Source organism: Nonomuraea sp. NPDC004702 (genome assembly GCF_053601695.1).
This window is the reverse complement of record NZ_JBSGCE010000020.1, coordinates 17,467-37,690: the sequence shown is the minus strand read 5'-3', so window position 1 is coordinate 37,690 and position 20,224 is coordinate 17,467. Positions and strand designations below refer to the sequence as shown.

At 73.1% G+C, this 20,224-nt stretch carries 22 protein-coding genes and 1 tRNA gene; 10 read left to right on the top strand and 13 right to left on the bottom strand.

Annotated elements, in window-relative coordinates:
• The first annotated feature begins 20 nt into the window (after positions 1–20).
• Entirely contained in the window at positions 21–1,406 is a 1,386-nt protein-coding gene (gene pdxR, locus ACWEJ6_RS24630) for a MocR-like pyridoxine biosynthesis transcription factor PdxR (RefSeq protein WP_452426421.1), read from the top strand.
• A 30-nt stretch (positions 1,407–1,436) separates the two neighbouring features.
• On the opposite strand, the gene ACWEJ6_RS24625 is transcribed toward pdxR, so the two are convergent.
• Positions 1,437–1,955: a universal stress protein gene (locus ACWEJ6_RS24625; RefSeq protein WP_352362352.1), complete on the bottom strand. Its 519-nt coding sequence runs from the start codon at positions 1,953–1,955 to the stop codon at positions 1,437–1,439.
• Between the two features lie 111 nt (positions 1,956–2,066).
• Between ACWEJ6_RS24625 and ACWEJ6_RS24620 the strand changes: the two genes are divergently transcribed.
• Genes ACWEJ6_RS24620 through ACWEJ6_RS24610 form a run of 3 tightly spaced genes read left to right on the top strand, consistent with a single transcriptional unit; the run spans position 2,067 to position 8,096 of the window.
• On the top strand, positions 2,067–5,264 hold the full coding sequence (locus tag ACWEJ6_RS24620; RefSeq protein ID WP_452426419.1) for a BTAD domain-containing putative transcriptional regulator: 3,198 nt from the start codon (positions 2,067–2,069) through the stop codon (positions 5,262–5,264).
• A 35-nt stretch (positions 5,265–5,299) separates the two neighbouring features.
• On the top strand, positions 5,300–5,461 hold the full coding sequence (locus ACWEJ6_RS24615) for a hypothetical protein (protein ID WP_185844989.1): 162 nt from the start codon (positions 5,300–5,302) through the stop codon (positions 5,459–5,461).
• Between the two features lie 49 nt (positions 5,462–5,510).
• Positions 5,511–8,096: a LuxR C-terminal-related transcriptional regulator gene (locus tag ACWEJ6_RS24610; RefSeq protein WP_452426417.1), complete on the top strand. Its 2,586-nt coding sequence runs from the start codon at positions 5,511–5,513 to the stop codon at positions 8,094–8,096.
• A 38-nt stretch (positions 8,097–8,134) separates the two neighbouring features.
• Here the strand turns inward: ACWEJ6_RS24610 and ACWEJ6_RS24605 are convergent, their stop codons facing one another.
• Positions 8,135–8,845, bottom strand: coding sequence for a hypothetical protein (locus tag ACWEJ6_RS24605; protein WP_452426415.1), 711 nt, complete (start codon positions 8,843–8,845; stop codon positions 8,135–8,137).
• A gap of 135 nt (positions 8,846–8,980) precedes the next feature.
• On the opposite strand from ACWEJ6_RS24605, the gene ACWEJ6_RS24600 reads away from it, so the two are divergent.
• Entirely contained in the window at positions 8,981–10,369 is a 1,389-nt protein-coding gene (locus ACWEJ6_RS24600; RefSeq protein WP_449913873.1) for an MFS transporter, read from the top strand.
• Positions 10,370–10,390: 21 nt separating this feature from the next.
• Here the strand turns inward: ACWEJ6_RS24600 and ACWEJ6_RS24595 are convergent, their stop codons facing one another.
• Entirely contained in the window at positions 10,391–11,728 is a 1,338-nt protein-coding gene (locus tag ACWEJ6_RS24595) for an aminotransferase class I/II-fold pyridoxal phosphate-dependent enzyme (RefSeq protein ID WP_449913872.1), read from the bottom strand.
• 36 nt (positions 11,729–11,764) lie between these two features.
• Between ACWEJ6_RS24595 and ACWEJ6_RS24590 the strand changes: the two genes are divergently transcribed.
• Positions 11,765–12,391 carry an FMN-binding negative transcriptional regulator gene (locus ACWEJ6_RS24590; protein ID WP_452426412.1) on the top strand — a complete coding sequence of 209 codons (627 nt, stop codon included), beginning with the start codon at positions 11,765–11,767 and terminating at the stop codon, positions 12,389–12,391.
• On the opposite strand, the gene ACWEJ6_RS24585 is transcribed toward ACWEJ6_RS24590, so the two are convergent.
• On the bottom strand, positions 12,369–12,980 hold the full coding sequence (locus tag ACWEJ6_RS24585; protein ID WP_397155091.1) for an HNH endonuclease family protein: 612 nt from the start codon (positions 12,978–12,980) through the stop codon (positions 12,369–12,371). The two genes, ACWEJ6_RS24590 and ACWEJ6_RS24585, sit on opposite strands and share 23 nt — an antisense overlap.
• An 83-nt stretch (positions 12,981–13,063) precedes the next feature.
• Here ACWEJ6_RS24585 and ACWEJ6_RS24580 point away from each other — a divergent pair, with 83 nt between their 5' ends.
• Positions 13,064–13,540, top strand: coding sequence for a GbsR/MarR family transcriptional regulator (locus tag ACWEJ6_RS24580; RefSeq protein WP_358291173.1), 477 nt, complete (start codon positions 13,064–13,066; stop codon positions 13,538–13,540).
• Here ACWEJ6_RS24580 and ACWEJ6_RS24575 read toward each other — a convergent pair.
• Together ACWEJ6_RS24575 and ACWEJ6_RS24570 are read right to left on the bottom strand one after the other, a co-directional pair.
• The gene (locus ACWEJ6_RS24575) at positions 13,537–13,761 is read right to left on the bottom strand and encodes a helix-turn-helix transcriptional regulator (RefSeq protein ID WP_352324570.1); all 225 of its coding nucleotides are present in this window, start codon (positions 13,759–13,761) and stop codon (positions 13,537–13,539) included. The genes ACWEJ6_RS24580 and ACWEJ6_RS24575 overlap by 4 nt on opposite strands.
• 2 nt (positions 13,762–13,763) lie before the next feature.
• A complete protein-coding gene (locus ACWEJ6_RS24570; RefSeq protein ID WP_387671818.1) occupies positions 13,764–14,183 on the bottom strand; it encodes a hypothetical protein in 420 nt (139 codons plus the stop codon).
• A 219-nt stretch (positions 14,184–14,402) separates the two neighbouring features.
• On the opposite strand from ACWEJ6_RS24570, the gene ACWEJ6_RS24565 reads away from it, so the two are divergent.
• Positions 14,403–14,732, top strand: coding sequence for a CU044_2847 family protein (locus ACWEJ6_RS24565; RefSeq protein WP_452426409.1), 330 nt, complete (start codon positions 14,403–14,405; stop codon positions 14,730–14,732).
• Between the two features lie 28 nt (positions 14,733–14,760).
• Here ACWEJ6_RS24565 and ACWEJ6_RS24560 read toward each other — a convergent pair whose 3' ends face one another.
• Together ACWEJ6_RS24560 and ACWEJ6_RS24555 are read right to left on the bottom strand one after the other, a co-directional pair.
• Entirely contained in the window at positions 14,761–15,150 is a 390-nt protein-coding gene (locus ACWEJ6_RS24560; protein ID WP_452426407.1) for a YybH family protein, read from the bottom strand.
• A 79-nt stretch (positions 15,151–15,229) separates the two neighbouring features.
• Positions 15,230–15,805, bottom strand: a complete 576-nt coding sequence (locus tag ACWEJ6_RS24555) for a TetR/AcrR family transcriptional regulator (RefSeq protein ID WP_452426405.1) — start codon at positions 15,803–15,805, stop codon at positions 15,230–15,232.
• A gap of 88 nt (positions 15,806–15,893) precedes the next feature.
• Here ACWEJ6_RS24555 and ACWEJ6_RS24550 point away from each other — a divergent pair, with 88 nt between their 5' ends.
• Complete coding sequence (locus ACWEJ6_RS24550; RefSeq protein WP_387671810.1) at positions 15,894–16,265, top strand: DUF4267 domain-containing protein; 372 nt, start codon at positions 15,894–15,896, stop codon at positions 16,263–16,265.
• A 16-nt stretch (positions 16,266–16,281) separates the two neighbouring features.
• Here ACWEJ6_RS24550 and ACWEJ6_RS24545 read toward each other — a convergent pair whose 3' ends face one another.
• The 3 genes from ACWEJ6_RS24545 to ACWEJ6_RS24535 form a co-directional block, all read right to left on the bottom strand.
• Positions 16,282–17,544 (bottom strand): MFS transporter, encoded by a 1,263-nt coding sequence (locus tag ACWEJ6_RS24545; RefSeq protein ID WP_452426403.1) that lies wholly within the window; start codon positions 17,542–17,544, stop codon positions 16,282–16,284.
• Between the two features lie 48 nt (positions 17,545–17,592).
• The gene (locus ACWEJ6_RS24540; protein WP_387671806.1) at positions 17,593–17,949 is read right to left on the bottom strand and encodes a hypothetical protein; all 357 of its coding nucleotides are present in this window, start codon (positions 17,947–17,949) and stop codon (positions 17,593–17,595) included.
• 101 nt (positions 17,950–18,050) lie between these two features.
• On the bottom strand, positions 18,051–18,491 hold the full coding sequence (locus tag ACWEJ6_RS24535; protein ID WP_452426402.1) for a hypothetical protein: 441 nt from the start codon (positions 18,489–18,491) through the stop codon (positions 18,051–18,053).
• Between the two features lie 181 nt (positions 18,492–18,672).
• On the opposite strand from ACWEJ6_RS24535, the gene ACWEJ6_RS24530 reads away from it, so the two are divergent.
• Positions 18,673–19,095 (top strand): hypothetical protein, encoded by a 423-nt coding sequence (locus tag ACWEJ6_RS24530; protein WP_452426400.1) that lies wholly within the window; start codon positions 18,673–18,675, stop codon positions 19,093–19,095.
• A 271-nt stretch (positions 19,096–19,366) separates the two neighbouring features.
• Here the strand turns inward: ACWEJ6_RS24530 and ACWEJ6_RS24525 are convergent.
• A tRNA-Ile gene (locus ACWEJ6_RS24525) sits at positions 19,367–19,440 on the bottom strand.
• A gap of 133 nt (positions 19,441–19,573) precedes the next feature.
• Positions 19,574–20,224 (bottom strand): DUF3566 domain-containing protein, encoded by a 651-nt coding sequence (locus ACWEJ6_RS24520; protein ID WP_387671803.1) that lies wholly within the window; start codon positions 20,222–20,224, stop codon positions 19,574–19,576.

Sequence of the window (20,224 nt, the reverse complement as noted above, 5' to 3'; positions counted from 1 at the left end):
GCCAAGTTGATTGGGCCAAGTTGGACGTTCACATCAGCCTCCAAGGGCGCGGTGACCTGGCCGCACAGGTCTACCGGCAGCTGCTCGACGCCATACTCGACGGCCGCCTGCGCTCGGGCGAGCGGCTGCCGCCCACCAGGGAGCTGGCCGGCCGGCTGGAGATCTCCAGGAACACGGTGGCGGTGGCCTACGACCGGCTGGTGGCCGACGGCTTCCTGGTCGGCCGGGCGGGGGCGGGCACGTTCGTGTCGGCCGAGCCGGTGCGCGGCCGGGCCGCGCCCAAGGGGGTGGTCAGGCCGCGGGCGTTCTGGCGGGAGCTCGGGGAGACCGTCGAGGTGCCGCCCGCCCGGTACGACTTCCGCGTCGGCGTGCCGGACGCGCGGCTGTTCCCGATGGAGACCTGGCGCAGGCTGGTGGCCAGGGAACTGCGGGTGGGGCTGGCGACGTACGAGCCTTCGTCCGGCTACAAGCCACTGCGTGAGGCTATTTCGCGTCATATCGGGATCAGTCGGTCGGTGCACGCGGGACCCGACGACGTCCTGATCACCAACGGCGCGCAGCAGGCCCTCGACCTCATCGGACGCGTCCTCATCGAGCCCGGCACGACCGTCGCCGTCGAGGAGCCCGGCTACCCGCCCGCCCGCCGGCTGTTCAGCTCGCTCGGCGCCCGCGTGATCGGCGTGCCCGTGGACGCCGAGGGTCTGGACGTGGCGGCCATCCCCCGCTCGGCGAGCCTGGTCTACGTCACGCCCTCGCACCAGTTCCCGCTGGGCACGCCCATGTCGCTGGCCCGCCGCGCCGCCCTGCTCGCCTGGGCCGAACGCCGCGCCGCCGTGGTGATCGAGGACGACTACGACAGCGAGTTCCGCTTCGGCGAACGCCCGCTCGAACCCCTGCAGAGCCTCGACCGGTCGGGCCGGGTGATCTACGTGGGCTCGTTCTCGAAGACCCTGCTGCCCATGCTCAGGCTCGGCTTCCTCGTCGCCCCCGCCTCGCTCGGCCCGGCCCTGTGCGCCGCGCGGCAGCTGTCCGACTGGCACGGCGACATGCCCACGCAGGCCGCCCTGGCCCGTTTCATCGACGAGGGCCTGCTGGCCAGGCACATCAGGAAGGCGACCCGCGAGTACGCCGCCCGGCACGAGCTGGTCACCGCGGCGCTGGCCGGGGACGAGCGGCTGCGCCTGATCCCGTCCGCCGCGGGTCTGCACGTGTGCGCCCGCCTGGCCTCCGGCGTGTCCCTGGGGCCCGTGCCGGACCTGGCCGTCGAGCAGCTCGACGCGTACTGCGGGGAGACCCCTGCGCAGCCGGGCCTGGTGCTCGGTTACGGCGCGATCGGGCCGCGCGACATCGGCCCCGGCCTGCGCCTGCTCACCGACAACCTCAGGACGACCACGCCCGGTCAGTAGTTGCGCCGGCTCCAGAACCGTCGCGCCCGGTCAGTAGTTGCGCCGGCTCCAGAACCGTCGCGCCCGGTCCCCTGTCAGCTCCGGATCGTCCGGCGGCGAGGGCTGCTGCACGATGACGACGGTCGTCTTGGCGTGGCGGGCGCAGTACATGCTGGTGGAGGGCAGCAGGATCCTGCTCAGCAGCCGCCGCCGGCCCCGGCCGAGCACCAGCAGGTCGCCCTCGCGGGCCAGATCGACGAGGTGGTAGCCGGGGTCGCCGACCTTGCTGAGCGTCGCCACGCGCAGGTCGTCGGGCACGCCCCCGGCGACGTCCTCGAACACGCCCGCGATCACCTCCGCGCAGCGGGACTCCTCGCCCTGCCGGATCGCGTGCTGCACGGGCAGCGCCTCGGGAAAGGGATGGACGGGCGCACGACTGACGTGAACGGCCACCAGAGCCATCCGGTGCAGCCTGGCCGCGCCGATGGCCCAGGCGAGTGCCCAACGCGAGGCCGGGGACTCGTCCACCCCCACGATCAGCCTCACACCGCCAGGCAGATCCTGTTCCACGGTGCCTCCTGGAAATGAAGTACGACCATAGTGCGCCAACCGGCCAGTTACCGGGAGGTGGCACTTTGCGAACTCTGGAGTCCCCCGCGAGCCCGGGCGTAGCATGCGGGGGTGGAACGAGGGTGGGTGCAACCCCGTCCCGCCCTCGACCGGCGGCTCGACGGGGCGCTTACGCACAGGCTCACCACGCTCGTGGCCTCTACAGGCTACGGGAAGTCGATCGCGCTCGCCGGTTGGAGCCACGCCGTGGGCGGCGTCCTGCACCTGCTCGGGCCCGCCGACCGCGACCTGCCGACGCTGGCGGGCTCGGTGGCGTCGTCGCTGGCCCAGGCCGTCCCGGGGTTGCCCGCCGACCTGCTGGCCGCGGCCGGGGCGCCGCTCGGGCCCGACGCCGACGAGCTGTCCAGGGCCGCCGCGCTGGCGGGCGCGCTGGCCGAGGCGCTGGCCCGGCGGCTGACCAGAGGGCTGGCGCTGGTCTTCGACGGCGTCGACGCGATCATCGGCGCGCCCGGCTCGGTGCGTTACGTCGAGACGCTGGTCCGCGCCGCGCCCCGGCACCTGCACCTGGTCACCGCCTCGCGGGCGCCGCTGCCGTTCCCGACGGCCCGGCTGCGCCAGGACCACGAGGTGCTCGACCTCGACGCCACCGACCTCGCGCTCACCGCGTCCGAGACCGGCGCCTGGGCCAGGGAGCGGCTGGGCGAGCAGGGAGCGGACATCGCCGCCAGGCTGCACGAGGCGTGCGCGGGCTGGCCGGCCGCCGTCCAGGCCGCCCTCGACGCGCTGGCCCGCGAGGAGCCGGCGAGCTGGCCGCGCACCGCGGCGAGCCTGGCCGCCAACTCGGCCACGCTCGAACACCTGACGCTCGCCGCGTTCAAGGACCTGCCGGCGGGCATGCGAGAGCTGCTGCGCGCGGCGACCGTCCTGCCGGTGCTGACGTCCGGCCTGGCCGCCACGCTCGGCGCGCCGCCCGACACGCTCGCGGCCCTGACCAGCCGCGGCCTGTTCATCGAGGCCGACCAGGACGGCCACCGGCTGACCTCGACCAGCAGGCACGTCCTGGCCAGGCACGCCCCGCTCGACCGGCACGAGGCCCACGACGTGGCCGCCGTCGCCGCCCGCTGGTACGTCGAGCACGACCAGCCCGAGCTGGCCCTGCGCGCCGCCGTCGCGACCGCCCACCCCGACCTCGCCGCGGCGCTGCTCAACTCCCACGGCCCCCGCCTGGCCGAGCGCGGCGACGTGATCGCGGCCCTCGACCTGCTGCCCGAGCAGGCCAGAGGGTCGCCGCCGATGCTCAGGCTGGCCGGCATCGCCGAGCAGAACCGCGGCCACTGGACCCGCGCCCGCGACCTGCTGGCCCGCGTCGCCGACGGCCACGCCTTCGACGCGTTCGTGGCCAGGCGGCTCGGCTTCATCGACCACCTGCGCGGCGACCTCGACGCCGCCATGACGATGTACGCCAAGGGCCACGCCTACGGCTCGCCGCCCGCCGACGCCGCCATGTGCGCCGCCTCCATGGCCTCGGTGCTGTGGCTGAAGGGCGACCGGGCGGGCTGCGCCGAGCTGGCCGACCGGGCGCTGGAGCAGGCCGGCGGCCTCGGCGACCCCGGCGCGCTGGCGATGGCCAACACGGTGCTGGCCATGCTCGCCGCGCTCGACGGCGACCGCCGCGCCAACGACGCCTACTACCTGCGCGCCCTGGAGTACGCCGAACGCGCCGGCGACGTCGTCCAGCTCATCAGGATCCGGGCCAACCGGGCCTCCCGCCATCTGGACGAGGGCGCCTACGCCGAGGCGCTGGCCGAGACGGAGGCCGCGAGCAGGCTCTGCGACCTGGTGTCGTTCGCGCCGTACGCCGCGCTCAACGTGGCCAACCGGGCCAAGGCGCTGGTCGGGCTCGGCCGGCTGGAGGAGTCGGCGATCGACGCCGCCGACGCGGTGGCCAGGTGGGAGGCGATGGGGTCGCGGCTGGTCAGCGTCGGGCTGGTCCGGCTGGGCGAGATCCACGCGCTGCGCGGCGACCGCGGGCAGGCGGCCGCCGTCTACCGCCGGGTGATCGCCGAGACCGGGCCGCTGGGCGAGGTGCAGACCCGCTCCAACGCGCTCAACGCGCTGGCCGAGCTGCTGGCCGAGGACGATCCCGAGGAGGCGGCCCAGGTGGCCCAGCAGGCGCTGGCGTACGCCGGCGGCATCGCCGGGGTCTCCGCGCGGGTGGCCGCGGCGCACGTGGCCCTGGCCGCCGGCCGTCGCGACGAGGCCGCCCGGCTGGTCGGCGAGACCGAGCCGATCGCCGTGGAACGCAGGGACCACGCGGCCCAGGCCGTGCTGCACGAGCTGCGCGCCCGGCTCGACGGCGATCCCGCGCAGGCCGACGAGGCGGTGCGCCGGTGGGCGGCGCTCGGCGACCCGATCGGACGGGCCAGGGCCGAGCTGGTGCGGGCGGCCCTGTCCGACCCGGTGAGCGGGGGCGAGGTGGCCGTACGGGTGCGCGAGCGGATGCACGCGATCGGCTGCCGGGCGCTGGACGACCGGATCGACGAGCTGATCGCCCGCGCGGCGCCCGCGCCGGGGGCGGCGGTGGTGATCGAGACCATGGGAACGTTCCGGGTGCTGCGCGGCGCGGTCCCGGTCCCGCGTACGGCCTGGCAGTCGCGCAAGGCCCGCGACCTGCTGAAGATCCTGGTCAGCCGCCGGGGCGGCGCGATCAGCAGGGAACGGCTGGTGGAGATCCTGTGGCCCGAGCAGCGCGACGACGCGGTCGGGCTGCGGCGGCTCAACGTCATGGTCTCCACGCTGCGCGCGGTGCTCGACCCGGCCCACGAGCGGCCCGCCGACGACGTCGTGGTCTCCGAGGAGGGCGCGCTGCGCCTGGACCTGGCGCACGCCGACGTCGATGTGGAGCGCTTCCTCGACCTGACCGCCGGAGCCGTACGGCTGGAGCAGGCCGGCCGCGCCGCCGAGGCGCTGGAGCGGTGGACGGCGGCCGAGAGCGCGTACGGCGGCGAGTTCTGCGAGGAGGACCCCTACGCCGACTGGGCGGTGGGCCTGCGCGAACAGGCGCGGCTGGCCTACGTGCAGGCGGCCGCCCGGCTGGCCGCGGCGCGCACCCGCGAGCGGCGCTACGACGAGGCCGCCCGCTACTGGCTGCGCCTGCTGGAGCGCGACGGCTATGACGAACGCGCCCACCTGGGCCTGGTGCGCGTGCTCGACCTGGCGGGCCGGCGCGGCGACGCCCGCAGGCGCTACCACCTCTACGCCGAGCGCATGCGGGAGCTGGAGGTCGAGCCCGCGCCCTACCCCACCTGAACCAGACCTGAACCGTCCGGGGCGATGGTGATCAGATGAGGACGGTCATCGTACGGCTGGTCGAGCCCGAGCAATCCGGCGGCCAGCTCCGCGGGCTGCTCGAAGAGGTGGGGGGCGAGCCGGTGCCGTTCAGCGGCGCCGACGCCGTGATCACCCTGTTGCTGAACGCGGCCGGCCTGAACCGCGATCCTGCCTGAACCTCGCGCGAACCTCGGCTCGCCACCATCTGTGGTGAGAGGAGGCACGATGAGCGAGCAACTGGGGAGTGGATGGCCGTTCGTCGGGCGAGGGGGATCGATCGCGACCGTGCGCGCGGCGCTGCGGTCGGGAGCGGGCGCGATGATCGCCGGTGAGGCGGGCGTCGGCAAGAGCAGGCTGGCCGCGCAGGCGCTGGCCGGTCTCGACGGGTACGAGGTCGTGCGCGTGCTGGGCACGGAGTCCGCGTCGATGATCCCGTTCGGGGCGTTCGCCCATGTGTTGACGGGGCCGCCGCGGGGCGGCGAGAACCTGCTGCGCTGGGCCGCGCGGCACCTGCACAGGGGAGAGGGAGAACTGCTGGTGAGCGTGGACGACGCCCACCGGCTGGACGCGGCGTCGGCGGCGCTGGTGCACTACCTGGCCGCGGGTGGGGAGGCCAGGGTGCTGGTCACGGTGCGTACGGGCGGTCCGCTGCCCGCGCCGGTGGCCGCGCTGTGGAAGGACGAGCTGCTGACCAGGGTCGAGCTGCCGCCGCTCGGCCGCGACGAGGTCGGCCAGGTGCTGGCGGGCGCGCTCGGCGGCGAGGTGGCGGAGGGGACCGTACGGCATCTGTCGGCCGTCACCGGCGGGAACGTGCTCTACCTGCGCGAGGTCGTCCATGCCGGGCGCACGTCCGGCTGCCTGGCCGAGAGCGGCGGCGAGTGGCGCTGGCGGGGCGAGCTGTCGATGACGACCCGGCTGCGCGAGCTGGTCGGCGCCCGGATCGGCCACCTGGACCAGGACGAGCGGGAGGTGCTGGAGCTGGTGGCGTACGGCGAGCCGGTGGGCGCGGAGCTGCTGGTCGCGCTGACCTCACCGCGCGCGGTGGAGCGGGTCGAGGCCCGCGGCCTGGTCACGGTCGCCGGCGACGGCAGGCGCGAGCAGGTACGCCTCGGCCACCCCCTGTACGGCGAGGTGGTCCGCGGCGACTGCGGCACCCTGCGGGCCAGGCGGCGGCTGCGGACGCTGGCCGAGGCCCTGGAGGCCGGCGGCCTGCGACGGCGCGAGGACGAGCTGCGCGCGGCCGTCTGGCGGCTGGACAGCGGGTCGGCCGCCGCGCCGGAGCTGTTGTTGTCGGCCGCGGGCCTGGCCTGGGCCAGGCGTGACCCCAGGCTGGCCGCCCGGCTGGCCAGGGCCGCGATCGAGGCGGGCGCGGGCGTGGCGGCGGTCGCGCTGCTCGGCCAGGTGCTGATGGTGCTGGGCGACCAGGACGCGGCGCTGGCGGCGCTGCGGCAGGCGGCCAGGAACGCCGTCACCGAGGGCGAGCGCGCCCAGCACGCCTTCAGCCTGGGCATGAACCTCGCCTGGGCGGGCGCGGACGCCGAGGCGTGCCGGGTGCTCGACCTGGCCGCCGGGTCGCTGACCGAGCCGGCCTGGCGGCAGGAGGCGCACGTCTACCGGGGCGTCGCCGACTTCTTCGCCGGCCGGCTGACCGGGGCCGCGGACGCCCTGGCGCGGGCGCGCGCGTGCGGGCCGGCGACCGTGCGCGGCGCGGCGCACGCGGCCGCGCTGGAGTCCTGGACCGACGCCTACTCCGGGCGTACGGAGAGCGCGCTCGCCGTGGCCGGACGGGCCCTCGCGGGCCGGGACGACTGGGACGACGACGCCCCGTACGCACTGCCGGCGCTGCTGGACGCGCGCTGCGCCGCCCAGGTGTTCTCCGGCCGCCTGGACGCGGCGGCGCGGACGGCCGCGGAGGCCATGGAACCGGCGGCGGCCGAGCTGTCGGTGTCGGGGTTCGGGGCGTACCGGGCGATGGTCGGCAGGCTGCGCGGCGACGCGGCCGGCGCGGCCCGCTGGGCCAGGCAGGACGCGGCCCGGCTGCCGCCCGGGACGCCGTACCGGGGGCGCTGCCTGGCCGAGCTGGCCCACGCGCGGGCGCTGCTGGGGGAGACGGCGGCGGCGCGGTCCGCGCTGGCCGAGGCCGAGGGGCCGGCCTCGCGGTGGGCGTTCACCCGGCAGCCGGTGTTGCAGGCCGCGGTCTGGGTGACGGCCTCGGCGGGCGACCTGGACCAGGCGGTGAGCCTGTGCCTGACGGCCGCCGGGCTGGCCGAGCGGCACGAGCAGTCCGGGTACCTGATGTTCGCGCTGCACGACCTGGTGCGGCTGGGCGCGCCCGCCCTGGCGGCCCGGCGGCTGGCCGCGCTCGCCGAACGGGTGGACGGGCCGCTGGCCGGACTGTTCGCCCGGCACGCGCGGGCCGCGGGCGACCCCGCCGAGCTGCGGGACGTCGCCGCCGAGTTCGAACAGCTCGGCCTGATCCTGTACGCCGCCGAGGCCCTCGCCCAGGAGTCGGCGGCCCACCGCCGGGACGGCCGCGGCACGCTAGCCAAGGGGGCGCAGACCAGGGCGTGGGCGCTGGCCAGGCGGTGCCCGGGGGTCTCCACGCCCGCGCTGGTCGAGCTGGCCACGCCGGAGCTCACGCCGCGCCAGCGGGAGATCGTCAAGCTGGCGGCGGCCGGGCTGACGAACCGGCAGATCGCCGACCGGCTGACGCTGTCCACCCGGACCGCGGCCAACCATCTCCAGGCGGCCTACGAGAAGCTGGGGGTCAACGACCGCACGCAGGTGGGCCGCCTGCTCGCGGCGCTCTAGACATGGCTCGCGGCGCTTTAGACAAGGCTCGCGGCGCTCTAGACAAGGCTCAGGAGGCCGGCGTACAGGGCCTGGCGGTCGTCGTCCGTCATGGCCCGGTACGGGGCGGCGGCCCGCCGGTTCGTCTCGGCCTCGATCGCGGCCCGGACGGGACCGTCCTTCAGCGCGACGATCCCGTCCGCGGTCAGCCCGGCCGCGCACCAGGACTCGGCGTGCGCGTCGGCCCGGTGGTAGCGCAGCGCGGCGAGCCGGTTGAACAGCAGCAGGCCGGCGGGGGCGGCGTCCGGCTCGTACGGCGGCGCCATCACCTCCAGGGCGCCGCCCGGCACGCGTACGGCCCGGTCGAGCACCCCGCCCACCGCCACGGCGAGACCGGCCACGTCGCGGCCCGCCCAGACGCGGCCGGCCGCCTCGGCGTGCGCGGCGTACAGGCCGTCCACGAACGCCCGCCCCTCGGGGGTGAGCCGCAACGCCCCGGCGGCGTCCCGTTCGAGCGCGCCCTCGCGCAGGTGGACGCCGACGCCTTCGGTGACGTCGCCGTACCGGTGGACGGCGGCGAGCGCGGCCGTGGTCACCGGGCGCAGGGGGAGCACGAAGCGCAGGTCGTTGAGGAGGCCGCTGGTCAGGCCGGAGCGCTCGGTCAGGTCCAGGACGGCTCTGCGGGCGGCGGCGTGCACGTCGACGTGGGCCGCGTCGATGACGGGGGCGATCGCCGCGGCAAACTCCCCCAACCCCTGAAATTTCGGCATTGAGCGTCATTATGGCGCTCAATCCGTAGCCCATCAGCAGAAAACCGTAATCGCCTGGCTCCAGGGTGAGGTCAACCGGCCGGCGTCCGCCGGTGTTCTTCCACCGCCCGGTTCCTCACTCCCCTGGAGTCCCTGATGTCCCTCCGTCCTCGCTGGGCGGCCCTGCCCGTGGTGCTGGTCGCGGTGTTCATGACCACGCTCGACTTCTTCGTCGCGAACGTGGCCGTGCCCTCGATCCGCGCCGACCTGGGAGCGGGCGACGCGGCGAGCCAGTTCGTGGTCGCCGGGTACGGGCTGGCGTACGCGGCGGGCCTGATCGTCTCGGGGCGGCTCGGCGACCTGTACGGGCCGCGCCGCCTCTTCGCCGCCGGGCTGGCCCTGTTCACGCTCGCCTCGGCGGCCTGCGGCGGCGCGCCGGACGCCGCCGCGCTGGTGCTCGCCCGGGTGGCGCAGGGCGTCGCGGCGGCGCTGCTCGCGCCGCAGGTCCTGACGCTGATCGGGACGCTGTTCCCGGGCGCGGGCCGGGCCAGGGCGTTCGGCTGGTACGGCACGGTGGTGGGCCTGGCCGGGATGAGCGGCCAGGTCGTGGGCGGGCTGGTGGTGGCGGCCGATCCCCTCGGGCTCGGCTGGCGGGCGTGCTTCCTGGTCAACGTGCCGATCGGCCTGGCGGCGCTGGCGCTGACCGGGCGGCTGGTCCCCCGCGTCGCCGGGGCCGGGTCGCGTGCGGGGCTGGACCTGCCGGGGGCGGCGCTGGTCGCGGCGGGGCTGGCAGGCGTCGTGCTGCCGCTGGTCCAGGGCCGCGAGGAGGGCTGGCCGCAGTGGACGTGGCCGTGCCTGGGCGGCGCGGCGCTCATGCTGGCGGCGTTCGTCCGGCGGCAGCGGCGGCTGGCGGCGACCGGCCGCGAACCGCTGCTGGACCTGGCGGTGTTCGGCGAGAAGGGGTTCACGTCCGGGCTGGCGGCGGTCGCGCTGCTGTTCGGCACGTCCGCGGGCCTGTCGTTCGTGCTCGCCCTCCACCTCCAGGACGGCCTCGGCCTCGGTCCCCTGGCCGCCGGGGCGGTGTGCACGGCGCTGAACGCGGGCTTCTTCCTGGCCTCGCCGCGCGCGGCCCGGGTGCCGCGCCCGGCCGGACCGCTGGCGCTGCTGCTCGGGCTCGGGCTGCTCCTCCAGGCGGGGGAGTCGCCGTACCTGGTGGCGGGCGCGCTGCTGGTCGTGGGCGCGGGGATGGGGCTGGTCATGTCGCCGCTGCTGTCGTCGGTCCTCGCGTCCGTACGCCGGGAGCGGGCGGGCGCGGCGGCCGGGGTGCTGGGGACCGTCCAGGAGACCGGCGGCGTGCTCGGCGGCACGATCACCGGCGCGGTGTTCTTCGGCTCCCTGGACGCCGGCTGGCCCGCGGCCACCAGGGCGGCCCTGCTCGTGCTCATCGTGGGCGCGCTGGGCGTCCTGGCCCACTCGGTACGCCGCCCGCGCCGCCCCCGCCGCCCCGAGCCGTGCCCGGCGATGTCCCTGGAGCCGAACCGCTGATCGCGGGGCCCGTCCAGGACGTCAGCCGTACCGGCCGGCCGTGGGCGGGCGCAGGGCGGCGGCCAGGTCGCCGGCCAGGCGCGGCAGCTCGTCGGGCCGCAGTGTGGAGACCGTCAGCCGCAGCGCGGGCGGCGTGCGGACGCGGTTGCGGGCGCCGGGCGCGGCCGCCCAGCCGAGGGCCAGCAGCCGGGTGACGGCGGTGGTCTCGTCGGCGACCGGGACCCAGACGTTGAGCCCGCTGCGGCCGTGCGCCCGCAGGCCACGCGCGGCCAGCGCGTCGATCAGGCCGTCCCGGCGCCCGGCGTACGCGGCGGCCACGGCCGCGGTGTCCACAGCCTGTGCACGCCACAGGTGGGCGACCGCGCGCTGCAGCAGATGGCTGACCCAGCCGGCGGCCAGCCGCTGCCGCCCGCGCAGCCGGTCGAGCGTGACGGGATCGCCGGTGACCAGCGCCAGCCGCAGGTCGGGGCCGAACGCCTTGGCCGTCGAGCGGGTGAGCAGCCAGCGGGTGGTCACGCCGGCCAGGGGGTGGAGGGGGAGGTCCACCAGGCTCGCGCCGTGATCGTCCTCGATCAGCACCACGTCGGGACGGGTGGCGAGCAGGGCACGCAGGTCCGCGGCCCGCCGGGCGGTGACGGCCGCGCCGGTGGGGTTCTGGGCGCGGGCGGTGATCACCACCGCTCGTACGCCCGCCCGCAACGCCCGGTCGAGCTCGTCCGGCAGCGGGCCCTCGTCGTCCAGCCGCATCGGGACCGGCCGCAGCCCCAGGGCGGCGACCAGGTCGAGCAGGGCCGTCCAGCCGGGATCCTCGACACCGATCGCGTCGCCGGGACGAAGGTGGGCGTTCAGGACGCGTTCCACCGCGTCGAGGGTGCCGGAGGTGATCGCCAGCGGCGCGGCGGGCACGCCGTCCGCGCGCAGACGGGCGGCGGCCAGCGAGAGCAGCTCCTCATCGTCGCCCGTGCCGTACATGGCCGGACGCTGCTCGTGCGCCCTTGCGGCGGCGGCGAGCGCCTCGTGCAGCGGTGGCAGCAGGGCCGGGTCGGGGTTGCCGTGCGACAGGTCGCGCACGCCCGGCGGCACCTCGATGCGGATCTCCTCGCGGGTCGTGGTGGCCGGGCGCGGCCGGACCCGCGTGCCGCGCCGGCCCGCCGTCTCGACGATCCCGCGCTCCCGCAGCAGCCGGTACGCGGCCGCGGCGGTGTTCGGGCTGACCTCGGCCGTGGCGGCCACCTCGCGCACGGGCGGCAGGTGCGTCCCGGGAGGCAGCAGGCCCGCGGACACGGCGGCCTCGACGCCCGCCGCGATCTCGCTGGCCGTCCCACCGACGATCCTGTATGTTTCTGACACAAAGTACATTATGTACTAATACAAAGCTGGGCGGGAGGCTTTCACGTGCTCATTCATCCCTGGGACGCGGCACGGGACGACGACGAGTGGCACACCTGGCTGGCCACCCGCGACTTCGGCCAGCTGGCCGCGAACGCCCCCGACGGCGGCCCGCCCGTCGTCGTCCCCACCCACTTCCTCTTCGACGCCGCCGCCGGGGAGGTGCTGCTCCACCTGGCCAGGCCCAACCCGGTGTGGGCGGCGATCGAGCGCGATCCGGCGGTCCTGCTGAGCGTGCACGACGACTACGCCTACATCCCCGGCGGATGGCGGACGGGCGACCCCGAGACCGGCGTGCCCACCAGCTATTACGCCTCCGTCCAGCTCATTTGCCGGGCCGAGGTGGTGGACGACCCCGAGGGCAAGGCCGAGATCCTGCGCCGCCAGCTCGCCCACTTCCAGCCCGACGGCGCGCACGGCGTCGTGGCGGCCGGCGAGGGGCCCTACCACCGGCAGCTGTCCGGCCTGCGCGGGCTGCGGCTGGCGGTGGTGGAGGCGCGCGCCAAGTTCAAGTACGACGGCCGCCATCCCGTCGAGGTGCGCGAGCGCGTCGCCGGGCTGCTGGCCGAGCGCGGCCTGCCGGGCGACGCCGGGGCCAGGGAGCAGCAGCTCAGGCGGATGGCCGACCGCTGAGGCAGGTGCGCAACATGCGGATGAGGGCCCGTTTCTCCCGGTGGGTGACGGTCAGCCCGTAGTGGTGTTTCACCGTGATCCAGGCCCGCGCGTACGTGCACCAGTACGACCTGCGCGGTGGCCGCCACGTCGCCGGGCTGCCGCCGGCCTTGTCCAGGTTGACCGACTCGCTGACGGCGATGAGCTCGGGCCTGGTGAGATCGTTGGCGAACGCCTGCCGCTGCTCGTCGGTCCAGGCGTTCGCGCCGGATACCCAGGCGTTGGCCAGCGGCACGAGGTGGTCGACGTCGATCTGCTCCTCGCTGTGCAGGGTCAGGCCGTCGTACTCGCTGAACCAGGTGCCGTGGACGGCTTCGCAGTCGAGGTCGGTCGTCACGGACACGGCGTCACGCCGCAGGACGACCTCCCGCGTGTCGCACGCGCCCTCCGCCTCGGTCCAGGACGGCATGAACCGCTCGTGCGAGTACCCCCTCAGCGAACGGGCCTCGGCGACGACCAGCTCCCGCAACTCGCTCCGGGCGCGGACGACCGAGGTCGGCTCGGGCAGGACCAGGGGGAGGAGCAGCAGCGGCCACATGACGACGATCATGGATCCAGCATTAGCAGCCCACCCCTCGTTGCTCCTAGTATTTGACGACTCACACAGAGCGATGTCGATGGAGAGGGTCCCACATGCAGTCGCCGGACGGTCCGGGCCGGGAGCAGGTGCTCGACTGGGTCGAGCGGGTGGCGGACTTCGTCTCCGAGGAGTGGGGGCTGGCCCCGATCACCGGCCGCGTCCTGGGCTGGCTGATGGTCTGCGACCCGCCCGCGCAGACGGCCTCCGACATCGCCGACGCCATCGGCGCGAGCCGCGCGTCGCTGACGACGACCATGCAGCTGCTGACGTCGATCCGGCTCGTCCACAAGCTGCGAAGGCCGGGGGAGCGCAACGTCTACTACCGGATCGAGGACGACGCCTGGTCGAAGGTCCTGCGCCAGAAACTGGCCGCGTTCACGGCCTTCGACGCGCTGGCCGAGGAGGGCCTGCGACTCGGCTGGACGGACGAGACCCAGACCGCCCGCATTCGCTCCGCGCACGACTCCATCGCGGCCGTCGCCACCGCTCTCGACAGCCTGTGGAAAACCGACGCGCCTGTGGATAACTAGCCGTCGGCGTCCGGATACTGGAAGACGTCGTCCAGGGGCACCCGGAACACCCGGGCGATCTGAAAGGCCACCTCAAGAGAGGGTGAATAGCGGCCCTGCTCGATGGCGATGACGGTCTGCCGCGTGACGCCGACCCGCTGGGCCAGCTCGGCCTGCGTCATCTCCCCGTGCGCGAACCGCAGGGCCCTGATGGAGTTGGTCACCTTGGTCGGTTTGCCCATGCCTACAGGCCCCTCCGGTAGGCGAGCAGCCGCAGCGGGGTGGCCACCAGAGTGGACAGGACGAGCGCGGCGTAAATGGCGTTGGCGATCCAGAAATGGTCGGCTTCCGCCATGGTCAGGCCAAGGGGGACCACCATGGAGGCGGCGAGCACGACGCCTCCGACATGTTGGGCGGAACGGTTGATTTCCCTGTCTCGCACGTCGCTCTTGTGACTCTCGCTGGGCTTCACGATCTCGACCACGATACGGCCCACGATCGACAGGACGATGCTGATCCCGATCGCCCACACCATCGGCGCGACATAGGGGACGGCGCTGAGCGGGCCGTCGCCGGCCCGGCTCAGGATGACGATGACGTAGGCCACGTAGGCGCCGGCCGTCGCCACGAGATAGACCCAGGCGCCCTTTTCCTCGTACGACATCACAAGCAGGGAAGGTAAAACAATCCAGACATCGTGTCAATGATTTCAGACTTGTCCACCACTGTGGACAACCGTCCCCAACCTGTGGATAACTTCGCGCCCTCTGGGGCTGTCAACGGGAACCCCTTCCCCGGGCGTGGCGCATCGCTGCGGCGAAACAGCCCGCACCGGGCGGGCCCGTCCACCATGCTTGCACCTGTCCCAGGACAGGAGGCAACCGTGCGCTACTTCCTTGAGGTCCCCCTCGACGACGGCGGCATCGTGCTCGTGGAGGTCAACGAGCGGCCCGGCGACGAGCCGCTTCCCGCCGGACGGACCCGCGCTGCCGTCGAACGCATGCCGGAGGCGCTGGGCGCGGGCCTCCAGCGCGTCCAGACCTTCGCCACCGACGTCCTGCGCCGCATGCGGTCATGCCCCGAGCCGCCGGACGTGGTCGCGGTCGAGTTCGGGATGAAGCTGACCGCCAAGGCCGGCGTGGTCGTCGCCGAATCGACAGGGGAGGCCCACCTCAAGGTCACCGCGGAATGGCGGAAACCGGAAGGCGGCTGACCCGGCCTTCCGTCGAGGCGTGATCAGGTCACGCCTTGATGGCCGTGCCCTGCGCCGAGACCAGCCGCCAGCCTCCGTCGGGGCCGATGGCGTACACGTGCGTGTACCGGCTGCCGGCACTGAACGTGCTGCCGTCGGGGTTCGTGAAGTTCATCCCCGTACGCCCCACGACGATCCCGACGTCCCCGATCACCCGCACGATGGCCTCGTCGGGGAACGAGTCGATCGTCGGGAACCGCAGGCTGCCCGACGTCACCAGGTCGAGCAGGACGTCCTTGCCGGCGACCGCGCCGTCCTCGACCCCCACCAGGACGAAGTCGTCCGCCAGCAGGTCCTTCAGGCGGTCGTGGTCGTTGGCCACCAGGGCGTCGAAGAAGCTCTGGTCCAGCTCGACCAGGGTGGTGCGGTGGGTGCTCACGGGGGTCGTCCGTTCTCGTCGATGTGCGGGCAACGAGGGTAGACGTTGACGCCGGTGACAAGGTCAAACCGTCGGACCGTCAGGCCGCGAACCGCTTCAGCAGCAGCTCCAGCCTGCGTTCGTGCTGCTCGGCCGGCAGTCGCTTGCCGCGCATGAGCGTGACCAGCCCGTGCAGGGCCGCCCAGTAGGTCTCGGTGAGCAGGCCCAGGTCCTCCCCCTCGCCGGCGTGCGGGCGCAGCCCCTCGACCAGCTCGCCGAAGGCCGCGTGCAGGGCCGCCGGAGCCTCCGGCGTGGCGAACGGCAGGTCGACGTTCTGGCTGAAGATGACGTCGTAGAGCGCCGGACGCCGCTCGGCGAACGCCGTGTAGGCCGCGCCGACGGCCGCGAGGGCGCTGCCGGCGTCCGGAGCGGCGGTACGGGCCGCGCGCAGCTCGTCCGCGAGGATCGCGCATCCCTCCACGGCCACGGCCGCCATGATCGCGCCCTTGCCCTTGAAGTGACTGTAGAGCACCGGCTGGCTGTACTCGATGCGCTCGGCCAGCCGCCGCGTCGTCACCGCCTCCCAGCCCTCGGCCTCGGCCAGCTCGCAGGCGGCCGTGATGATCAGCTTCTCGCGTTCCGCACGTTCGCGCTCCCGGCGCGCCTGTATCGACATGCTCTTGATTCTAGCACCGCTAGCGCTTCTGTCATCGTTCTGCTAGCGTCGTCCTCGTTCCTAGCAACGCTAGCTCTTGGAGACGGACATGCTCACCACCCTTGCCTACGGCCTCGCCATCGCCCTCAACCTGCTGGTCGTGTTCATCGGCGCACGCTTCCTGTTCGTCCCGGTCGCCGCGGCCGCCGGTTACGGCGTCCCCGCCAAGCAGGACGGCGACCGCGCCTACCTGACCATCAAGGGGCTGCGCGACGGCACGTACGGGCTGCTCGGCCTGGCCCTGCTGGCCTTCGTCGGCGCCCAGGCCGAAGCCTGGTTCATGCTGATCGTCGCGCTGCTGCCCCTGGGCGACACCCTGATCGTGCTCCGCAACGGCGGCACCAAGGCGGTCGCCTTCGGCGTGCACTTCGCGACCGCCGTCGCCCTCCTCGTCAACGCCGCCCTGCTCTTCGCCGTGTGACCCGGCGATCCCGGAGCTACCCCGCCGTCGCCGTCCGTACGTCCCGCTCGATCTCCCGCCGGGACGCGCGCAGCGGCGAGAACCACATGACCACCGGACCGGCCAGCATCCCGGCCGAGAACACGACAAGCGTGCCGCGCATGCCGATCCCGCCGGCCAGCGCCCCCGCGAGGACCGCGCCGACCGGCGTGGCGGCCCAGGTGAGCCAGCGGGACGTGGCCGCCAGCCGCCCCTGCATCTCCTTGGGCGTCAGGAGCTGCCGCAGACTGCGCTGGGTGCTCTGGAAGACGAGCGTGACGATGATCATCAACGTCCACGAGACGCCCACCACGAGCTGCCCGGCCAGTCCGGGCCCCACCAGCCCGATCGACCCGCTGCACAACGGGTACGCGAAGGCGGCCCCGAGCAGCACGCGCGGCATGCCGTACCGGTCGGTGAGCGGCCCCGCGATCGCCCCGGCCGCCAGCCCGCCGGCCATGCTCACCCCGAACACCAGGCCGGTCGCCAGGCCCGACCAGCCGAGCTCCCGTACGACGTAGTTGACCTCCAGCGCGCTCAGCCCGGCGATGCAGAAGCTGACCGTGGCCATGTAGAGCACCAGCGGCCCGATCACACGATGGCGGACGACGTACCGCAGCCCCTCCGCGATCTGCTCGCGCAGCCGAGGGGCCCGCTCCTTCGGCTCCGGCCTGGCCTCCGGCGACCGGATCAGCGCCAGCGCGAGCGCGCCCACCAGATAGGACAGCGCGTCGGCGAGCACCGCCTTGGCCGGCCCGAACAGCGAGATCAACACCCCGCCGACCGGCTGCCCCGCCATCCCCGCCACCGTGACCGTGCTGGTGAGCTTGGCGTTCCCTTCCATCAACCGCTCAGGCCCGAGCAACGTCAGCGGGTACGTCTGGTAGGCGGGCGTGAAGAACACCTCACACGTCGCGACCACCAGCGCCACGGCGTAGAGCTGCCCGAGCGTGAGCCCTCCGGCCACGGCCGCCAAGGGCACCGTTCCCATCGCACACCCGGACACCAGGAACGCGACGATCATCACCGGCCGCTTGCGCCACCGATCGCTCAGGGCCCCCGCCGGCAACGACGCGAACAGCACCGGCAACCGCCGCGCCGCCGTCAGCAGCCCGAGCTCCACCGGCGAGGCGTCCAGCACGAGCCCCGCGACCAGGGGTAACGCCAGATAGGAGATCTCGTTCCCGAGCGAACTGGTGGTCTGGCTGCCCCACAGGAGCACGAAATCCCGCTGCCGCCACAACGACCCCGCCCTCGACATCCGCGACATTCTGCCACCGCGCGCCGGTGGCGAAGGCCGGTTCCGGTACTAGCTCGCCAACCACCCGAAGTCCGGCGCCGGGACGTCGAGGACCGCCCCTTCACGGACGTGCCAGCATCGCGCCCGGCCGCGCTCGTCGGTGACCACGAAGACTCCCCGCGGCCGGTCTCCGTCCTCGTCCACCGGCGGCAGTGCGGCCAGTCGCTCGACCTTGGCCCGGATCTCGTGCAGCGCGCCCTCTCTGACGTCGCCCCCGTAGAACAGGTAGAGCGTCCAGTTGAAGGGCTTCGCCGGCCACGCCCAGCCGCCGGAGTAGGGGTCGTCGTCCGCGATGACGCGCTCGGCGTCCGGCTTCTGAGCGAACCCCAGCTCAAGCCACCCTCTGACCGAGACGAACATCCCCATGCGCCCGATCCTACGAACGCCCTGCGGACCGCCCCAGCCTCATCGACCCGAATCTGGGGCCTTTCCTCATCAGCGCGATCGCTGATCACCAGCGCGCCTTGCTAACTCTGCGGCAGCTGCCACATGAGAATCGCCCATTTGGCACCCTCGGGCGCCTCGACCTTGACGCTCCGGACAGCCGCGTCGTCGGGGATCATGCTGACGCGCACACCGCCAGGCTCGATGGAGCACCGATGAGGGAGCTGAGTTCTGCCTACGCGGACGATTATCGTCCCGCTCGCTCCAACGCAATCCACCTCAAGGCGAAACGATGCTCCCATCTTGAGCTTCGTGGTCCAGCGGTCAGTCCGCCCCTGCTCATCGACATGATGAAGCAACACCTTGCCTTTGGCGCTTTTCGTAAGATCCGCGAGCGCGCGATCGACAGGGGGCGGATCGATCGAGAAGCGAGGCGGCGATTCCCCTTCCTGTCCTGAAAACGAAATTGCACAACCGGCCAGGAGCGACGAGACGATGGTAATGACCGCAACGTATCTGCGCATATCACCCCTCCGCTGATCAGGTCGCGCCAATGCTACGGCAGCCCCGCTCCGTAGCCTGCTGGGCGTCAGCTACCTCATATGGAGCGGCCGAGGCAATCCTGAACAGCGACAGCAGATGGATCGCCTACATCGACGCGGCCAACCTCCACTACGGGAAGGCGTACAACGGCAGCTGATCAGGGTGAAGTACTTCACCACGGCGCTGAGCGGTCAGGCCGGAGTGAATCAGAAGCAGTTCGGCCAGGACACCTTCCGCGTCTACGGCAAGCAGTTCCAGCCGTTCATGGGGAAGACCAAGTACGACGACAAGACCGGCAGCTTTCAGGAGAAGCAGGTCGACGTGCCGCTGGCGGCTCACTTGGTCGGTGACCTGTGCACCGAAGTGTGCGAGGCGGCGCTGGTGGTGAGCTCGGACTCCGACCTGGCCGCGGCGATCGGTGAGGCCAGGTACTACGCGCCGGGCCGGACCATCGTGGCGGCTCATCCCGACGGCGTGCCTTCCGGCGCCTACACAGATGTCGTCGACGAGGCCATCCCGATCGACGCCGGCATGTACAGGAACGCCGCATGCCCGGACGTGACGCGCACGAAGTACCGCAAGTAGGAGGCGAGCCCGCGCACTCCCGCCGTTCCGCCCGGGACGAGCAGGCCCTCAGCCGGGTCAGTGGTCAGAGAGGATCGAGTGATGGGCCCGCCGGCGGATCGTTCGCCCGCCCATCATTCGACCTCGCCCAGCGCCGCCGCGCCCCCAGCTGATGTCAATGCGAATCGACCTCTGTCACCTGATGGCTGACGCTCGTGGCGGCACATTGATGGCAAACACTCAAAAGGCCGTCCCCCGATCTCCGGGAAACGGCCTCTGCATTGAGAAACTGTGGGGCTACCAGGACTTGAACCTGGGACCTCTTCCTTATCAGGGAAGCGCTCTAACCGTCTGAGCTATAGCCCCGCACACCGAACGGTATCGCATTCGCCTCTTGGAGGCGAACCAGTTGTTCGGACGAGAAAAGCTTACCGTGTCCGACGGGCTGCTCGTGCCGTACCAGCCACCCCGGTACGGCACGAGCCCCCGCCCGAACCTGCTATTCGGCCTCGCTGAACGTCACCTCAACGCCCCCGACCAGGTCGGAAGCGATGTTGTAGATGACCGCGCCCAGCGTGGACAGAGCGGTGATCAGCACCACGTTCACGGCGCCGATCAGCGCGGTGTACCCGAGGATGCGCACCGGCTCGAACCACGAGGCGATGTTGATCGGGATCGAGCTCTGTCCCTGCTCACCCTTGCCGAGCTGGTTGACCAGGTCGACGAGTGAGTCGAACACCCCCAGGGCCGACAGCACGCCGTACAGGACGGCCACTGCCACGAAGAGCACCACGAAGCAGACCAGGGACACCACGAAGCTGAACTTCATGGCCGACCACGGCTCGATGCGGCGCAACACCAGGTGTGCCTTGCGGGGCAGCCTGGACCCCGCGTTGTTCGACGACTTCTTCTTGGGCATCTCGACGGGCGGAGGTGCCTCACTGGTGAGCGACGGACGGAGGCGCACCGTCTCGTTGCCCTCCGCCTGCGGCTCGTCCTTGGAGCGGGGCTGAGCGGCGGCGCCCTTCGCGGGCGTCCTGTCCTGCTCGCCGTCGACCGAATTGAAGATTTCCGGCTCAGTGGACTTCTTCGGCTGCTGTCCGTTACCCGACGCCGCCTGGGCTCTGGCAGTGCCACCCTGGGCGCTCAT